The organism is Klebsiella sp. C349492, assembly GCF_042055345.1.
In the GTDB taxonomy this organism is placed as follows: Bacteria; Pseudomonadota; Gammaproteobacteria; order Enterobacterales; family Enterobacteriaceae; genus Klebsiella; species Klebsiella scottii.
The window spans coordinates 1,422,008-1,438,409 of the sequence record NZ_JANQCE010000001.1 but is presented as its reverse complement, the minus strand read 5'-3'; the positions used below and the strand labels follow the sequence as shown (position 1 = coordinate 1,438,409).

At 51.1% G+C, this 16,402-nt stretch carries 15 protein-coding genes and 1 pseudogene; 7 read left to right on the top strand and 9 right to left on the bottom strand.

Annotated elements, in window-relative coordinates; genetic code table 11:
- Positions 1-132 precede the first annotated feature (132 nt).
- On the bottom strand, positions 133-831 hold the full coding sequence (locus NWP14_RS06745; RefSeq protein WP_095096755.1) for a GntR family transcriptional regulator: 699 nt from the start codon (positions 829-831) through the stop codon (positions 133-135).
- A gap of 260 nt (positions 832-1,091) precedes the next feature.
- Between NWP14_RS06745 and NWP14_RS06740 the strand changes: the two genes are divergently transcribed.
- Positions 1,092-2,627, top strand: a complete 1,536-nt coding sequence (locus NWP14_RS06740) for a PTS transporter subunit EIIC (protein ID WP_375215021.1) — start codon at positions 1,092-1,094, stop codon at positions 2,625-2,627.
- Positions 2,628-2,638: 11 nt separating this feature from the next.
- Positions 2,639-3,967 carry a 6-phospho-alpha-glucosidase gene (locus NWP14_RS06735; RefSeq protein WP_375215020.1) on the top strand — a complete coding sequence of 443 codons (1,329 nt, stop codon included), beginning with the start codon at positions 2,639-2,641 and terminating at the stop codon, positions 3,965-3,967.
- A 275-nt stretch (positions 3,968-4,242) separates the two neighbouring features.
- Here NWP14_RS06735 and NWP14_RS06730 read toward each other — a convergent pair whose 3' ends face one another.
- The 5 genes from NWP14_RS06730 to NWP14_RS06710 all read right to left on the bottom strand — a co-directional run bounded on the left by NWP14_RS06730 (position 4,243) and on the right by NWP14_RS06710 (position 10,295).
- Positions 4,243-4,806: a DUF1440 domain-containing protein gene (locus NWP14_RS06730; protein WP_095096765.1), complete on the bottom strand. Its 564-nt coding sequence runs from the start codon at positions 4,804-4,806 to the stop codon at positions 4,243-4,245.
- Positions 4,807-5,276: 470 nt separating this feature from the next.
- Positions 5,277-7,025 carry an alpha-glucosidase gene (locus tag NWP14_RS06725; protein WP_370525526.1) on the bottom strand — a complete coding sequence of 583 codons (1,749 nt, stop codon included), beginning with the start codon at positions 7,023-7,025 and terminating at the stop codon, positions 5,277-5,279.
- Between the two features lie 98 nt (positions 7,026-7,123).
- On the bottom strand, positions 7,124-8,179 hold the full coding sequence (locus NWP14_RS06720) for an aromatic amino acid transport family protein (protein WP_095096770.1): 1,056 nt from the start codon (positions 8,177-8,179) through the stop codon (positions 7,124-7,126).
- A 28-nt stretch (positions 8,180-8,207) separates the two neighbouring features.
- Positions 8,208-9,347: an MFS transporter gene (locus NWP14_RS06715; RefSeq protein WP_095096773.1), complete on the bottom strand. Its 1,140-nt coding sequence runs from the start codon at positions 9,345-9,347 to the stop codon at positions 8,208-8,210.
- Between the two features lie 48 nt (positions 9,348-9,395).
- Positions 9,396-10,295, bottom strand: a complete 900-nt coding sequence (locus NWP14_RS06710) for a DMT family transporter (RefSeq protein WP_095096776.1) — start codon at positions 10,293-10,295, stop codon at positions 9,396-9,398.
- 211 nt (positions 10,296-10,506) lie between these two features.
- Between NWP14_RS06710 and NWP14_RS06705 the strand changes: the two genes are divergently transcribed.
- Positions 10,507-11,586 carry an iron-containing redox enzyme family protein gene (locus NWP14_RS06705; protein ID WP_331835452.1) on the top strand — a complete coding sequence of 360 codons (1,080 nt, stop codon included), beginning with the start codon at positions 10,507-10,509 and terminating at the stop codon, positions 11,584-11,586.
- A gap of 3 nt (positions 11,587-11,589) precedes the next feature.
- Here the strand turns inward: NWP14_RS06705 and NWP14_RS06700 are convergent, their stop codons facing one another.
- Positions 11,590-12,168 (bottom strand): TetR/AcrR family transcriptional regulator, encoded by a 579-nt coding sequence (locus NWP14_RS06700; RefSeq protein ID WP_095096782.1) that lies wholly within the window; start codon positions 12,166-12,168, stop codon positions 11,590-11,592.
- 54 nt (positions 12,169-12,222) lie between these two features.
- Positions 12,223-12,666 (bottom strand): MarR family winged helix-turn-helix transcriptional regulator, encoded by a 444-nt coding sequence (locus NWP14_RS06695; RefSeq protein WP_223261755.1) that lies wholly within the window; start codon positions 12,664-12,666, stop codon positions 12,223-12,225.
- A 171-nt stretch (positions 12,667-12,837) separates the two neighbouring features.
- Here NWP14_RS06695 and NWP14_RS06690 point away from each other — a divergent pair.
- The 4 genes and pseudogenes from NWP14_RS06690 to NWP14_RS06675 all read left to right on the top strand — a co-directional run.
- Positions 12,838-13,142, top strand: a pseudogene (locus NWP14_RS06690) (NAD-dependent epimerase); the annotation flags it as partial.
- Positions 13,143-13,471: 329 nt separating this feature from the next.
- Positions 13,472-14,161 (top strand): YafY family protein, encoded by a 690-nt coding sequence (locus tag NWP14_RS06685; RefSeq protein ID WP_095096787.1) that lies wholly within the window; start codon positions 13,472-13,474, stop codon positions 14,159-14,161.
- 70 nt (positions 14,162-14,231) lie between these two features.
- Entirely contained in the window at positions 14,232-14,981 is a 750-nt protein-coding gene (locus tag NWP14_RS06680) for an SDR family NAD(P)-dependent oxidoreductase (RefSeq protein WP_095096790.1), read from the top strand.
- A 44-nt stretch (positions 14,982-15,025) separates the two neighbouring features.
- Positions 15,026-15,370 carry a cupin domain-containing protein gene (locus NWP14_RS06675; RefSeq protein ID WP_095096793.1) on the top strand — a complete coding sequence of 115 codons (345 nt, stop codon included), beginning with the start codon at positions 15,026-15,028 and terminating at the stop codon, positions 15,368-15,370.
- A gap of 85 nt (positions 15,371-15,455) precedes the next feature.
- Here the strand turns inward: NWP14_RS06675 and NWP14_RS06670 are convergent, their stop codons facing one another.
- The gene (locus NWP14_RS06670) at positions 15,456-16,334 is read right to left on the bottom strand and encodes a LysR family transcriptional regulator (RefSeq protein ID WP_157349082.1); all 879 of its coding nucleotides are present in this window, start codon (positions 16,332-16,334) and stop codon (positions 15,456-15,458) included.
- Positions 16,335-16,402: the final 68 nt, after the last annotated feature.

Genomic DNA, 16,402 nt, shown 5'->3' with positions numbered 1-16,402 from the left:
TCCCTGGGGCGTCAAATACCGCATCCGGCGCGTTGTGCGGCAGAGGGGGAAACATATGCCCCTCTGTGCTGACAAACTAAATGCAAACGGACTGCCGGGGCCGTAGCGTGCCGCCAGCTGAGGCTCGGCGCTCTAACGGCGGGTGATATGTTTGACGTTGTATTTGTTGGTATTCTGGTAGATATCGGATAAATCGACGCAGATATTATTCTGCGCATAGCTGAGCGACTGCACCCGCAGCAGGAGGCTGTTTTGCGGCACCTGCAGGAACTCCGCCTGTTCCCGGGTTGCCAGAACCGGCGAATAGCTACGATGGCTCTCGAGAATGGAAATATTGCACTCTTTCTTGAAATAGTTAAATTTCGATCTTTCCAGATTGCCGATGCTTAACCACGGAAAAATCGCCACCGGGATATAGCTGTTTTCAATCAGAATGGGCACGTCGTCGATAAGGCGAATGCGTCGGACGTAATAGACTTTTTCCCCAGGCTCAATTTTTAACTGCTGGGCGATAGCTAGAGGGGCGTTGATCATGGTGAATTCAATCACCTTATTGCGATAATTGGTCACGCCGACGACATGCATCTGGTAGTTAAACCCATCGAGCTCCCCTCCATGATAGTTGCTCTTGCGCGCCACATACGAGCCGCTGCCGTGCCGTTTGACTATCAGTTTTTCCTCTTCAAGCAGCGTTAGCGCCTTACGGATAGTCATCACCGAAGCCTGAAGCTCCTGCGCCAGCGTCTTTTCGCTGGGTAACGCATCCCCGATTTCGTATTCGTCGCTGTTGATGCGATTTTTTAGCTCACCTGCAATTGATTTGTATATCACTTATAGATGTCTCTGATGGATGAGTTGCTGCGAGATTATAATTTAATTCATTGATTAATAATAAAATAAATAAATTAACCGTTACCGATATCGAAATGTCATCTAAAAACAGGCTTTTACATATATATCTATTCCATTCAAAGGTATATGACTTTCATCACAAATGATGATTTTGCCGATCTGATTTATTTCGACCCCGACATAAGCTGAGTTCCATGTTCCGCGGCGCTGGCAGGCGCCGGATGGTAAAGGGGTCGATAATGGTTGGGGTTAAAAAGTTACAGGACTTTTCAAAAGCGATGATTGGGCCAGTTTTATATCTGCCGGTTATTGGCCTTTTGATTGCATTGCTCAGCATCACTAGCAATAAAATATGGGTGGCCGAAAGCAGCACGCTTTATCTACTGGGTAAATATGTTTCCAGTATGCTTTGGGCAATCATGAATAATCTCGGCTTTTTCTTTTGCCTGGGGCTGGCCAGCGGGCTGGCGAAAAGCCGTAAAGCGGAAGCGGCTTTCGTTGCATCCATGACCTGGTTTATGTATCTGGCGGCGAATAACAGCTGGCTAACCCTCACTCAACGACTGGCCGCAGGCAGCAGTAATGCGCAGCTATACGGCAGCGGCCAAACCTTTATTTTTGGCTTCCAGGTTATTGATATGGGAGTGTTTCTCGGCATCATTCTTGGCTGTGCCGTGGCGTTTATCCACAACCGATTCGTAGATATCGAGTTTCGCGGCGCATTCTCCATCTATGGCAACAGTAAGCTCGTGCTTATCATCATGATCCCGCTGGTGGGCCTGTTTGCCATCGGTACCGTTTATTTCTGGCCGATTGTTGAACATGGGATATCGGCTCTCACCGGAGTAATGAAAACCTTCGGTGCGGCGGGCGTGTTTCTCTATGGTTTCCTTAATCGTTTCCTTATTCCGACAGGATTACACCACCTGATCTGGTCGCCCTTTGTGTTTACCTCCATCGGCGGGCAGCTGCTGATAGAGGGACAAACGGTGGTCGGCGCGAAGCCCATTTTCCTCGCTGAAATCGCCAGTAATACCGGCGGCGCGTTAAGCGATTCGGCGCGTTTTTTAACCTACGGGATGGTGAAAATATTTGGTACAGCGGGCATGGCCCTGGCATTTTATAAAACCGCCAGAGCAGAAAATAAGCAGAAATTAAAAATCACCCTGATTCCATTGATCGTGACCTCGTTTCTGGTCGGCATCACCGAGCCTTTTGAGTTTTTATTTATCTTTACCGCGCCGCTGCTCTGGCTGGTTTATTCGCTGCTGGATGGATTTTTCCAGATGCTTGCCTGGCTTCTTAACGTCCGGGTATGTGCGACCAACGGCATTATCGATTTCATTGTTTATAACATTCCGGCAGGCGTGCACCTGACGCGCTGGCCCATCTTTGTGGTCCTCGGCTTAATGGAAACGGCGACGATGTACTTTGTCGGTAAATTCATGATCACCCGCTTCAGGATGAACACGCCGGGCCAGGAGCAGGGAGAGCCCGTCGGCGAAAAGCAAGCGAGCGCCGCTCCTGCCGGTAAAGCATCCGGTGAACAGGTCGTCCTTGGGCTGGGCGGAAAAGAGAATGTCTGCTCCGTCGAGAGCTGCTTTACCCGACTTCGGGTCGACGTGCGGGACCCCGCTTTGATTCAGGAAAGCATACTGAAGAATAGCGGTGGCGCCAGCGTCATTATCAATGGTCATCACGTTCAGGTTATCTACGGCTTAGGGGTAAATAAAGTTCGCAATGCCGTAAATAGCTATTTAGATATTCATGAATAAAGAGGTGGAGAATGAAAGATAAATTTGTTGTCACTATTGCCGGCGGCGGAAGCACCTATACACCGGGTATTGTAATGATGCTGCTGGAAAATATGGACCGTTTCCCCCTGAGTGAGATTCGGCTCTATGACAATAATCACGATCGTCAGCGCGTTATTGGCGAAGCTTGTACCATTCTGGTGGCGGAGCGCTATCCTCAGGTCGCCTTCAGCTTCACCACCGATCCGCAGGAGGCGTTCAGCGGCGTCGATTTTGTGATGGCCCATATTCGCGTTGGCCTCTATGAGATGCGTGAAAAAGACGAAAAAATCCCCCTCAAATATGGCGTTATCGGCCAGGAAACCTGTGGGCCGGGGGGAATTGCCTATGGTATGCGCTCCATCGCCGGCGTGCTTGAGCTGGTGGACTATATGGAAGCCTACTCGCCTGGGGCGTGGATGCTTAACTATTCCAACCCGGCCGCTATCGTTGCCGAGGCGACACGCCGCTTACGGCCCGCGGCCAAAATCATCAATATTTGCGACATGCCTGTGGCGATTGAAGGGCTGTTTGCCGACATCCTTGGGCTTCCCTCGCGCAAAGAGATGAACGTGAGATATTTTGGCCTGAATCATTTCGGCTGGTGGACCAGTATTACGGATAAAGCCGGCAATGATTTAATGCCCGCCTTGAAGAGTCATGTCGCCGAGCTGGGTTATTGCAGTCCGAAAGAGGATTTTCAGCATAAAGCCCCGAGCTGGATTGAAACCTTTAAAAAGGTGAAAGACGTCTTTGCGCTCGATCCCGAGACGCTGCCAAATACCTACCTGAAATACTATTTCTATGCGGATTACGAGGTTGCCCACTCCGACCCTGACTTTACCCGCGCCAACGAGGTCATGGCGGGAAGAGAAAAAGAGGTGTTCGATATGGCCAGAGAGATAGTCGTTCGGCAGAGCGCGAGGGACGCCCATTTCCATGCCGGCGCGCACGCCACCTTCATCGTCGACCTCGCCTGCGCAATCGCGTTTAATACTCAGGAGCGGATGCTGTTGATTGTGGAAAATAACGGCGCTATCGCTAATTTTGATGATACTGCGATGGTTGAGGTTCCTTGCCTGGTGGGCATTAACGGCCCGGAACCGCTGGCGATGGGGAAAATCCCGCTTTTCCAGAAGGGGATGATGGAGCAGCAGGTGGCCGTCGAGAAGCTGGTTGTTGATGCCTGGGTTGAGGGCAGCTATCAGAAGCTCTGGCAGGCAATAACCTTATCTAAAACGGTGCCGAGCGCCTCGGTGGCCAAAGCAATTCTCGATGATTTAATTGTCGCTAACCGCAGCTACTGGCCGGCGCTGAATTAAGCCCCGCCTGCCGATAATCTTATCTATGCCCGATGAAGCTGGTCGGGCATTTTCATCATGGCTTTGCACAGCAGCGGAGCGCAGGCGGTCGCGATCCGCGATCTTAGCTGGAAAAGGTGCCCAGGGTACCTTGTGAGGATGCATTAACTTGCCCACAAGGCTCGCAAACACAACATACCTGAACTCCGTCCTTAGCCCTTATCGGGGAGCAGGGGGGCAAAAAAATCGTGCACTTTACTCCCCCCTTGAGGCCAATTTTTGCAGTGCGGTCCGGATTACCTGAACGGAGAGCTCAGAGGGACTTCTGCGTCGGGTTGGTGAGTAATACGGTTACGCAGATCGCGACGGATCATCTCAATCGCCCAGAACCAAAATATATGTCCGACAAGTTCAGAGATATATTCACTGGCGGGGATATTGAGCAATGATGGCGTCAGGCCCAGTAACGGGAATGAGATCCAGTGAACAGCAATGGTGGCGACGATCCCCGCCCATGCCCCTTGCCATAATTTCACTTTAGGAAATACCTCAGCGACTACACAATAACCAATGGCGAACACCAGAGAGAAAATAATATGCGTAACCATGACCGGGTTAATAATGTGTTCTGAAAAAGTGTAGACCGTATGAGTAGGATCAATGCCAAGATAATCACGCAAGAAAATGTACGGCGGGTTAAACTCATCCCGGCCGCCGGAAAATGTTCTCGGCGGCAAAGGAACCTCTGCTCCCCATTTTACAAACGCCGACATTACCCCGGCAATAATACCTACAAATAACGCGACGCCATAACGACGCCGGCCGGGTTCCGTCTGCACAAAAAAATCTTTAACTGCCATTTCTACCACCTCGGAATTACATAAGTTTACGATTATTCATACTCATAAATATGTAGATTCAATTCTTTGATCTCGATCACGCTAAGCTCATAGAATCGCACTGGTATTTATCATGAAATGAGAGTATATCGAGGGCCAGTAATGGTAGTTGACAAACCCTACGCTGGCGCAATCGTGAATATTCCATCGGAATGGCTTTCGTTCACAGGTGGGCTTATCATGCCCAAACCCGGTGTCTGAAAGGGAGAGAGTTTCAGCGTGGATGGGCTATTTTTCAATCGCGTCAGCCCCCCATCCGGCGGCGATTTTAATAAATTTAAATAGCTTCCCCGGTACCGTTTTCCATATTATACCGGGGGCCGTGCGTTTTATTTAATCACCTCTGGAACATCATCGCCCGCGTATTTTTATGCGTGTCCAATAGCGCAATACATTGCGGAAACATAATGCCGATAATGTCCTGTACAGGCTTACTGTAATTTATATACCCCCGCTTGCCACGGACTCAATGCGATCGCGGTACTTTCTTTTGCTGTATCACGGCGCTGATTCGTCTCGATAACAACCTGCTCAACGGCGTCCTTAGACGGCAGGGTATAGCGAACCGGCTGTTCTTTAAAGTTCACCACCACCAGATAACGTTCATTATCCAGGGTTCGGGTATAAGCGTAAACGGTATTATCCTGCGGGTTGAGGTCCTGATACGCGCCATAAACGAGCGCCGGGATTTGATGACGCAGGTGAATCATTTGTTTGTAGTAGTTCAGCACCGATTTATCCTCAGTTAACTCGCGTTCAGCGTTGATTTGCACATAGTTCGGATTGACGTGAAACCAAGGCGTAGCGGACGTAAACCCTGCATTATGACTGTTATCCCACTGGAAAGGCGTTCTGCTGTTATCCCGGCTGGTCAGGCGCACGTTGTCGAGAAATTCCGCTGCCGTCACTTTTCCGCTTTCGACATAATCATGCCAGAAACCTTTAACTTCAATATCGTCAAATTCGCTTAGCTTTTTAAAAGGATAGTTGGTCATTCCCAGCTCTGACCCCTGATAAATAAACGGCGTCGCCCGCTGGGTGAGGGTGATTGTCGCCAGCGCTTTAGCCGATGCTTCCCGCCACTGCGGTTTGTCATCGCCGAAATGAGATACCGCGCGGGGATTGTCATGGTTATCGAGGAAGAACGTGTTCCATCCGTACTCCCCGACGGTGGTATCCATTTTACTGATGATCTGACGGAACTGAGAGAGCGTCCACGGCTTATGGCGCCAGCGCTCATTGCTGTCGCGGTCAAGACGAATTAAGTCAAACATAAAAGCCATGTTCAGCTCATGGCGCCGGCGGTCAAAAAACTGCGACGAGCGATCCAGCGGCACGCCAAAGATTTCCCCTGCGGTGGCGACATCATAGCGGGAAAGGACCTCCCGGTTCATTTCCTGAATATATTGATGAATATTGGGGCCCATGGTGTATTGTTGGGCAAAATTTTTCTGTTGCTCAGGAGTCAGGTCGGGGAATCCAGGTATTTTTGAATAGGTCGCCACGGTGTCAAAGCGCATCCCTGAAACGCCTTTATCCAGCCAGAAACGGAGCATTGCGTAGAGATCTTCGCGGACCTTCGGGTTATCCCAGTTGAGATCGGGCTGCTGTTTGGCAAAATAGTGCAAATAGTATTGTCCTGACTTCGCCTCTTTTTGCCACGCCGAGCCGCCAAAAAAGGAAGGATAGTTATTCGGTGGCTGATTATCCTTTCCGTCACGCCAGAAGTAGTAGTCACGATAAGGATTGTTTTTATCACTTTTACTTTGAATAAACCACGGATGCCGATCGCTGGTGTGATTGATGACGACGTCGATCATTAAGCGCATATTTCGTTTTTTCATTTCGGCGATGAGCGTATCGAAGTCCGCCATAGTGCCGTACTCTTTCATGATCTGACGATAATTGCTGATGTCATAACCGTTGTCGGTATTCGGCGAGTCGTAATGGGGATTTATCCAGATAGCGTCAATGCCGAGTGATTTGATATAGTCCAGTTTTTCGATAATGCCTCGAATATCGCCAATGCCATCGCCGTTGGTATCTTTAAAAGAACGCGGATACACCTGATAAAAAACCGCCTCTTTCCACCATGCCGGGAAAGTATTTTCCTTATGAACGCCGATATCCTCGGCGAAGGAGGCGGGGGCGCTGAAACCCGGACAAGCCCAGGTCATCATGAGAGATGATAGTGCAACCGCAACCGCCGTGCGGCGTTTAACAAAAGACATAATTTTTTCCTTATGAAGTACGTTGTGAATGCTTAAATTTTTTATCGTTAAATAAAGGCGTAAATCATCAGCAGCCAAAGTATGGCGCCAACGACAATGATAAATTTCAGCAGGAGGTTATTCCCCGGGAAGGTATATACCGGAGGCAGCGACGAGCGTCGGGCCTTAATGAGCAAGGAGGGCGGGAGTAATATACTCCACAGCACTAATGAGAGTCCGCCAAAGGCCAGAGCAGATAAAAAACCTTGCGGGGTGAAAATGCCGGCCAGGGCCGGAGGAAAATATGTCAGAAATATCGCCAGCGGCCGCGAGGCGCGGCGGTACCGGTTATTAAGCATATCCTCAAGATAATCACACAGGCCGATTGAGGCTGACATCAGAGAGGCCAAAACGGCAATGCATCCGAATGATATGAACATCAGACCGGTGCCGGACGCGGGCTGGTTGATGTTGAGGGCCGCCATAAACGCGCCGATGTTTCCACCTTCGTCGCTGACATGCTGAATAGCCTGAGGAGTGAGTACTCCCATGATAATGGTCAGCCAGAAGGCGTAGATGAGCAACGAAACGGCAAAGCCGTAATAGAGAGACCGCGTAATAGCGCGGTGATTGTCCCGTCTGTACATCCTCGTCAGGGAGGGAATGCTGCCATGAAAACCAAAGGCAATAATACATACCGGAATGACTGGCAGGTAGTGCTGTAGCGACGTTCCACGGCTGGTTTCCATCAGCCTGAGCAGCTGCACGCCGCCGGCAGCGCCTGCGAACAGCAGCAGAAAGAGGCTAAACTTCACCGCAATCAGGCAGGAGAGAATATAGCCGGGTAGTCTGCCGCCTGCCCACAGAATAAGCGAGGTCGTCAGCGACAGCAGGGCAATCGGGAGCCAGCCGCGGCCCATCCCGGCGGGAGGCAAGAGGCCGTTTAATATTGACGCCGCGCCTGATATATACGCATAGGTGAGCAAATAAAGCACAACACAAAACGCGATACCGATGACTACGCTGGCGCCGGGGCCGAGCAGCGCCTTCGTGAAGGTGTGAAAGCTTGCTCCCTGGGGAAATCGCATATTGATATCGACGAGGATCGGCCACGTCACCAGCATCAGGAGCCCTGTCGCCGAGGGTGCCTGTCTATTTTCTTTTTTTGCCAGTTTTCCATTGTGTTACCTTCATTGAAGTGACTACCAGAAGAGACAGGATCGCCAGCGATAAGCTGCTTACGCCAAGCGTCCTGTCGAAACCAATACCGGTATCCGTCAGTTTTACCGCGAAAAAGCTAATCGTTCCGGCGCTCGCTGTTTGAATAAAGCCGGTGAGGGATGCGGCAACCCCCGTCTTATTGCCTTTAATTTGCAGAGCGATAAAGTTAGCGGTCGGATAATAAGCGCCAAGGCTGAAGTTAAAAACCATCGCGCCGACAATGCATAAAATAAGCGAGTGGCTGCCGAGGATAAATGGCGCAACCGACAGGGCGTTTAGCAAAAATAAAACCCACGGATTGATGAACTGTTCGAATTTCGCAGCCTGATTACCGATAATGAAAAACAACACCGATGCTGAAAACAGCAGGGAATAGTTCATCGTACTCAGACCAAGCTGCTGCATAAAGATCGCCGGCGACAGCGAGATATAACAAAACAGTGAGCTCAGGATCAGCGAAACCAGCAAGGTTCCGTGGATAAATGCCGGAGTGATAAATCCGCCGGTTGAGGAAGTGGCTACGCGATCGTGATGCGCGAGGGCGCGCGGGGACAGTAGCATGGTCAGGACGCTAAATAGCGCCATGATCAGAAAAATCACGTTCCAGCTCAGATGCCCGAGGATCACCGCGCCCGCCAGCGGGGCAATAAGAGGAACGACGGCACTGGCTGAGGATATATCGGAAAGCGCGCGTTTTAGCTTCAGCGGGGGGAACGTTTCTTTGGCGATGGCTTTTGAAAGCACGGGGCCGGCACCGGCGCCCACGGCCTGTAATACCCTGCCAGACAGGAGCATCATTAAATTCTCGGCCATAAAACAGAGGATGCTTCCGGCGAGGAAAATGGCAAAGCTGAGCGTCAGTACCCGTAATTTACCAAATTTATCACCGATAAATCCCGATACTAACTGGCTCGCTGCGTATATCACAAGAAAGCCGCTAATAGTCAACTGGATGGTTGAGTAATCTGTATTAAAGGCCGTTTGTAGGATCGGCAGCGCGGGCACGATCATATCCGTTGCCAGCGCCGATACCGATGCGGCAAGAATAAGATACAGATACATCCTGAGCATAATAAATGCTTCCTTAATTTAGCGGGTTAAATCATCGGGGATTGTTATTTAATTTCTTATGGCTTTTTTCTCGATGGAACAGATGCCGATCCCTGTCATTATTAACAGAGCGCTCGCCAGATGATATAAATGCGGTTGGGTATGTAAAAACAGGATGCTTAATATACCGCCAGAAAGAGGGATTATATGAGTGTAAATTTCACCGCGAGTAGCGCCAATCGCGGCAATGCCTTTATTCCAGAATAAATAGGCCAGCCATGAGGGGAAAATAACCAGGTACGCCAGGCCGCTGAGGAAAAAAGCATCGTGATATGCGCTGAAGGAGATGGCCGGCTGTCGCGATAGCCAGACTATTACCACCGGAATCAGGAGAAGGGCGCCAACAAGCGAGCTGACGGCGACGAAAGCGTTCGCAGGGATGCGTCGGTCTTTATTGCGCAGCAGAGAACAGTACAGTGCCCAGCTTAGCGCCGATCCCATAGCCCAGAGATCCCCCGACCTGAAACTCTTCAGTCCCTCCGGGTGCAGCAGGTTGCCCTGCAAAAGGAGGATCAGCACGCCGGCCGTACTGAAGATAACGCCCAACCAGTTACGTGCCGAAACCCGGTCGCGGAAAATAAGACGATTAATAATAAGAACCATGCAGGGGGTCGCGGACATATAGATCGCGGCGTTCAGCGCGGAGGTGGTCTGCAGGCCTATATAGAGCGTTAAGGGGAAACTAACCTGTCCACAGAGCGTTAAGATCAGCAGCGTGGCGGCGTTTTTACGCAGCAGCATGCGACTCTCCCCGATTTGCCGATGATAAAGCACAACCAGCAGCAGCGCCGTCAGCGCCCATCTTGCTTCGGTCATCAGAATCGGATCTGCACCCTGAACGAGAATATGCCCTACGACATAATTCCCTCCCCAGAACAGGGCCGCCAGCGTGAGTAACAGATAAGGCATGCTAATTCCTTGCATCGCTTAAAACTGTACTAAATGGTAACGTTAAAATTTTAATAACATCAACTTTTTTTTAAATGAAAATGAAGTTTTGAATTTTAATTAATATTATCATTTAGTTAACTGTTTTTAACGGAAGTGATAAAAATCTCATTGCAGCATGTTTGGCTGTACTATAACGTATATATACCATGCATTTTACAGGGATAAATTAATGCGTACCATTGCGAATGATGTCACCGGCAACGAGCGTAATTCCTCTCTCTCAATGCCTTCTCTGGATGAAATGATTGACCAGCTCATCCACAGCAATGCACTGTCGCTGAAACTGACGGCCAATCCGCTTCTTGCAGACAGGCTCTGGCATCTTACGGAGAATACCTGCGTCAGGGCTTTTTCCGCTGCCGATCCCGAAGCACGAAAGTGCGCCCACGGCGCGCTGTTCACGCTTTATCAGGCCTGGCTGGCTGAGCCGCTATCCGCGCCGGCGAATAACCAGTTCCACCCTCTGCTCAGCGCAGTAAGGACCTATATTGAGTCAGAGTGGCTTCGGGCGGAAAAGAAACGTTTTATTTCGCATAAGCCCGTACTTAACGCCGGTAATATCGTGGATGAGCTTCGTGATTTATGTCAGAAGCATCCAGCCTCACACCATCCGCTTTTCGACTTTCTCTCCGCTTCAGCTTCCGCAGCGCAAATAGATTATTTTTTCAAAAGCGATAGCGCGCTTAATCTTCTGTTTTTCGATCTGGTTGCGATGGGGCTGGTGGGCTCCCTGCCGGAAACGCGGGCAGAGATTGCCCAAAACCTCTGGGATGAGATAGGGCAGGGAAGTAACGAAATCACTCACGTCAATTTGTATAAGGATCTACTGAAACGCAGAGATATCGCCTTACCCGAAAATCATTTCGCTCACCTGTATGAGTGGCAGGGGCTTGCCGGGTATAACGCGTTCATGCTCGGCGGCGTGAACCGGCAGCATTACTATAAATCGCTTGGCGTGATGGCGATGACGGAGCTACTGGATCCGCCGCAGTATCAGAAACTCGTCGAAGGGTGCCGCCGCATTGGCCTGACGGAACGCGATGTGCATTATTACTCGGAACACATCACGGTGGATATCGGTCATGCCGATGGATGGCTGAATAACGTGATTGTTCCCATCGGCAAAAAATATCCGGCAGCACTGGAGGAAGTCTACGTGGGCGCAGCGCTGCGTCTGCAAACATGCTGCGATTACTACGATTGCCTGCTTGAGTCCCTGCAGGCGCTGAAGGCTTCCGACGCCGTGTGAAGGTCAGAGCGTCCCGCCTTCGGAGTAAATAAGCGCTTTCGCCGCGCTCCAGGCCGTCATTCCCGGGGGGATCTCCCGACACTCTGACGACTCTGCCTGCTGGGCGGCGATTGCGCCATCGATAAGAATGAGCATCATCATCGCCACCCGTTCCGCCGGTTCCGGTTTTAATATCAGCACGAGAATATCGCGGAAAAATTGGTAAAGGCGCGATTTAAACTGCGAACATTTCTCCCGGATTGCCGGGGATGAGGTGCCATATTCGAAGAGCGCGCGGGTAAACATACAGCCATGGAAATCCTCACAGGTGAACCAGTTGTTATAGTACTCAAAAACGGCAAACAGCTTCTCCCGCGGGGAGGATTTATCCGCAGTAATGCTCTGCAGAGCCTGCATAAACTCGTACTCTTTCAGCTGTAAAATGGCAAGGATGAGCGCTTCTTTATCCGGATAGTAGCGATAGAACGTCATTTTGGAGATGCCCGCGCACTCCGAAATACGATCGATGCTTGGCGACTGATATCCCTCCCTGTTAAACAGAGACATGGACTGGCGGATGATTTCCGCTTGTTTTGGCTTCATGCTGGTTCCTGCCGGGTTATTTAACGTCATCTCTGTTCTCTTGTTCCGCGTCATTCACCTGGCGGTATCTTTAGCCGGTTGCGCAAAATTATTCAGGGTGTCACGAAGCGCTTCAAGCTCGGCTTCCGACAGCTGGCTGGCGGATTCTATGCTGCCACTGATGCACCAAAGTTTGTCCTGCAGGGCATTTCCTTCATCGGTCAGGGTGATGAGAACCCGCCTTTCATCCGTATTGTCACGGGTACGACATATGCGCCCTGCGCGCTCAAGACGCTTCAGTACCGGCGTGATGGTCCCGGTGTCCATGCCGAGATTATTACCGATTTCACCCACCGTGCGGGGAGTCATACGAAAGAGTTCAAGCATGACCAGATACTGGGGGAAGGTAAGCCCCAGCGGATCAAGGAAAGGCTTATGCAATCGGTTCATCCGGCTGGCCGCGCCATAAAGCGCGAATGAAAGCTGGGTTCCGATTTCCCGTCGAGTCTGCGTTTTCATGTTCGAGAAAGTTACCTTGCTGTTGATTATCTAGCGCAACAGATAAAATCGTAAAGTAATTTATCTGAGAGATAAAGAGCGACCTCCCGGTATTCTGGCACAAGAGACATCGGCGTTTGCCAGCTGATATCAGGCTAATGGCATCAACTTCGGCAATGACCGCCGCAGGACTTCCATATACAAGGTCACCGGGACCCCGATGGCGCGGAAATGATAAAAGCGATTCAGCGAGCCGTGGCAAGCTATGGCGGCGTGGCTAAAATAAAACCATTTCCCTGGTGGTTCATTTATATGGCCGCGCCTTTCAGGGCGACCTTGCGCGAAATTTTAGAGATGCGCTACCTGGGGCGTCAGCCGGTGCGCCTGCACATAAGTTTCTGGGCTCCGAGCCGCATACTCCTCTTGATGACGCTGTTCACATGACGCTACGAGGCCTGGGCTGGATTGCGGACAGACCCGCAGGAACGGGCGCATAAATCGTTCTTAAACTCTACGGGCTATATCTCAGCTAAAGGAATGATATGTAGCTGCATCCAGGATGAGGTATTCTTCGGCAGTCTGTCATCGGGCCGCTGTTGATAAACGTTATGCCGTCGGCAATCGGCCACTTCAGGGAAAGAGCGAACATGGTGATAATCCTCGGCGTCCCGCAGGAGAGCCCGCGCAACTCCGACGCAAAAAATTTACGGCGGGCTAAAGCCGGGCAAAACCCGGGAGCCGGTGATTTTCTGCGTATCGCGTCCTTATTCGAGCCAGGCGCCGGGAAGTTCGCTGAGCGCCATATGCTGTATAACAGGAAAACGCTATGACCCGAACGCAAAGGCTGCTTGAATTGCTCCAGATACTGCGCGAGCACCGGTATCCGGTAACAGCATTGACCCTTGCAGAAAAATTAGGAATAAGTGTGCGTACCGTGTACAGGGATATTCAAACGCTCCAGCAGCAGGGCGTGTGTATTGAGGGCAGTTCCGGCATTGGATATATTATTAAGTCTGACTATCATTTACCCCCGCTGACTTTTACCCCGCAGGAAATTAACGCCCTCACTCTCGGGCTAAACTGGGTATGTCATAACACCGATTCTGATTTTAAAAAGATCGCCAAAAGCACGCTGGCTAAAATACGCTCAGTTATGCCGGATAAATTAAAGGAGCACATCGAATATCAATCTTTTCTGACCGGGCCGGATGAAAAAGATGAGGCTTTTTTTGCTGAGCTACGTCATGCAATTAACTACAGAAATAAAATTGAAATAACCTATTGCGATAAAAACGATCGGCGATCTTCCCGGGTAATATGGCCGGTGGCGCTGGTCTATATGGAGGAGTGTTGGCTGCTGGCCGGATGGTGTGAGCTGCGAAGCGATTTCCGTCATTTCAGAACCGACAGGATCGTTCGGATCTCGATGCTTGCCGATAAATATAATGAAAGCAGGGTCCACCTGTTGCGAAAATGGAGGAAGCAAGAGGGCCTTAGCCTGGATGATGAGTACTGACAAAAGCTGTCACTGCCATTTTATATGCTGCTGTAGAGCAAAAACATCATGATTCTTTACAGGAGCGAGCATGAATTTTCAGGACAAAGTCGCGGTCATCACCGGAAGCACCGCCGGTATCGGGGAGGTGGTCGCAGAGCAGTTACATAAATCGGGCGCGAAGGTGATCGTGGTCTCCAGATCGCGCGAACAGGCGGAGCAAAAGGCTAAATCGTTGTCACCCGACGGGCGGACCGCCTTGGGCATCGCGTGCGATGTTTCGCAGCCGGCGCAGGTGGAGCGTATGATTGATGAAGCCGTGGGCCGTTTTGGCAGGCTTGATTATGCGGTTAATAATGCAGGTATAACCGGCGATCATAATAAAAATATTACGCAGCAGACCATCGAAAACTGGGAGAGGGTGATCGCGACCTCCTTGAGCAGCGTTTTTTACGGTATGAAATATGAAATTCCGCAGATAGTAAAATCCGGCGGCGGTGCGATCGTTAATTTATCCGCAGTCAATGGGCTGGTCGGTATTCCAGGGTTGGCACCTTATACCACGGCCAAACACGGCGTTATTGGCTTAACCCAAACGGCAGCGCTGGAGTTTGCGGAACAGGGCCTCCGGGTAAATGCGGTGGCCCCGGGATACGTCAGCACGCCGCGTATTAATGAGCTCCCGGCATCTATTCAACGCGCGTTTGCAAATAGCCATCCTGTAAAGAGAATGGCTAAAATGCAGGAGGTGGCGGATTTTATACTGTTCTTGTTGTCAGAAAAGTCAGGGTTCTGTACCGGAGGCGTTTATCCCATTGATGGCGGCTACCTGGCGGAGTAAATCTCTTACCTGAAATGCGGGTAGCGTAAAAAAGGAGCAGGGCGATGATTTCAAAAGACAACGCCGGGCATTATGTCTGGGGTGATAATTGCGACGGTTGGTATCTGGTAAACCGCCAGGATATGCTGGTCATTCACGAAAAAATGCCGCCAGGCACATACGAAAAGCGACACTATCATTCCGTTTCCAGACAGTTTTTCTTCGTGCTTCAGGGCGTGCTGACAATGGAACTGGCAGGTAAGAGGCACGAGATCTGCGCTCAGCAGGGGTTAGAAATCCCTCCCGGTTCAGAGCATCAGGCCAGAAACGATAGCGTATTTCCCGTCGAATTTATCGTTATCTCTCATCCGACGACACGCGGAGATCGTACGGATCTTCCGCAATCCTGACGATTATTCCGGGACTCTGGATCTGTCGCCGGGCGCGGTGAACCAACGGCGTTAACCACGCCCGTTCATGACACAAGACGGGCCGTCACCTCGGCTCAGGGTTGCCGGGAGCGAAAGGGTACGCAGCCGATGTTCTCAGCGTCCTGAGCAGCGACTCATACAGACTCCCGACCGCCAAAGAGTCTTTCGATGCCCGGCTTCGGTACAGGGCCACGGCCATCGGCTCCAGCGGCCCCAAAAGCTGCTCCCTTCCCAAAATTTGCAGGTGAGGCGGGGCGCTACACTGGGTAAGGACCGCGACCGCCAGACCGCTCTCCACCGCCGCAATCTGGCCTGAGAGGCTGGAGCTGTTGTACACCACTTTATACCGCCGGCCCTGTAGCGCTAACGCGTTGATAGCGCTGCGCTTTGCCATGCTTGTGCTTTCATATACCGCAACAGGTAGCGGGTCGCGCCTCCAGACCTCAAATTGCGCGGAACCCACCCACACCATCGGTTCATAAAATAATAAAGTCCCCTGGCTGGCATATTCCCGGGAGACCAGCGCAAGGTCTAAATCGCCGCTCTCCACGCGAGGAATAAGCGACGTCGATTGTTCGCAACTTAACTCGATCTCTATCGAGCCAAAGTTTGGCGCAAATCTCTTGAGGGCTGGCGTCAGGTATTTTGCAGCATAGTCATCCGGAACGCCCAGGCGAATGCGCCCCGTTAGTTCCTCGCCGTGAAATGCGGCCTGCGTCTCAGCGTGCAAATCGAGCATCCGCCGGGCATATCCCAGCAGTTTTTGTCCTTCAGGCGTGAGCTGGTTTTGCCGGGGGCCGCGCAGTAAAAGCTGGCAACCCAAAGCCGATTCAAGCTTTTTAAGCTGCATGCTGACCGCCGACTGGGAACGATGAACTTCAGGCGCCGCCGCAGAAAGCGACCCCGCATCCACGACTGCGACAAAGCATTTGAGCCAGTCCATCTGCAGATCCTGACAATGCACGCTGGTTCCTTGTATTCGATAATCAAATAGTATTATCAATTATTATG

What these genes read in the sequence shown, in the direction of transcription:
- NWP14_RS06675 (WP_095096793.1), top strand. Translation starts at nt 15,026, where the DNA reads ATGATTTCAAAAGACAACGCCGGGCATTATGTCTGGGGTGATAATTGC.
- NWP14_RS06685 (WP_095096787.1), top strand. Translation starts at nt 13,472, where the DNA reads ATGACCCGAACGCAAAGGCTGCTTGAATTGCTCCAGATACTGCGCGAG.
- NWP14_RS06695 (WP_223261755.1), bottom strand. Translation starts at nt 12,666, where the DNA reads ATGAAAACGCAGACTCGACGGGAAATCGGAACCCAGCTTTCATTCGCG.
- NWP14_RS06725 (WP_370525526.1), bottom strand. Translation starts at nt 7,025, where the DNA reads ATGATGACCTGGGCTTGTCCGGGTTTCAGCGCCCCCGCCTCCTTCGCC.
- NWP14_RS06680 (WP_095096790.1), top strand. Translation starts at nt 14,232, where the DNA reads ATGAATTTTCAGGACAAAGTCGCGGTCATCACCGGAAGCACCGCCGGT.
- NWP14_RS06735 (WP_375215020.1), top strand. Translation starts at nt 2,639, where the DNA reads ATGAAAGATAAATTTGTTGTCACTATTGCCGGCGGCGGAAGCACCTAT.
- NWP14_RS06740 (WP_375215021.1), top strand. Translation starts at nt 1,092, where the DNA reads ATGGTTGGGGTTAAAAAGTTACAGGACTTTTCAAAAGCGATGATTGGG.
- NWP14_RS06700 (WP_095096782.1), bottom strand. Translation starts at nt 12,168, where the DNA reads ATGAAGCCAAAACAAGCGGAAATCATCCGCCAGTCCATGTCTCTGTTT.
- NWP14_RS06670 (WP_157349082.1), bottom strand. Translation starts at nt 16,334, where the DNA reads ATGGACTGGCTCAAATGCTTTGTCGCAGTCGTGGATGCGGGGTCGCTT.
- NWP14_RS06715 (WP_095096773.1), bottom strand. Translation starts at nt 9,347, where the DNA reads ATGCTCAGGATGTATCTGTATCTTATTCTTGCCGCATCGGTATCGGCG.
- NWP14_RS06705 (WP_331835452.1), top strand. Translation starts at nt 10,507, where the DNA reads ATGCGTACCATTGCGAATGATGTCACCGGCAACGAGCGTAATTCCTCT.
- NWP14_RS06730 (WP_095096765.1), bottom strand. Translation starts at nt 4,806, where the DNA reads ATGGCAGTTAAAGATTTTTTTGTGCAGACGGAACCCGGCCGGCGTCGT.
- NWP14_RS06710 (WP_095096776.1), bottom strand. Translation starts at nt 10,295, where the DNA reads ATGCCTTATCTGTTACTCACGCTGGCGGCCCTGTTCTGGGGAGGGAAT.
- NWP14_RS06720 (WP_095096770.1), bottom strand. Translation starts at nt 8,179, where the DNA reads ATGCTGGTGACGTGGCCGATCCTCGTCGATATCAATATGCGATTTCCC.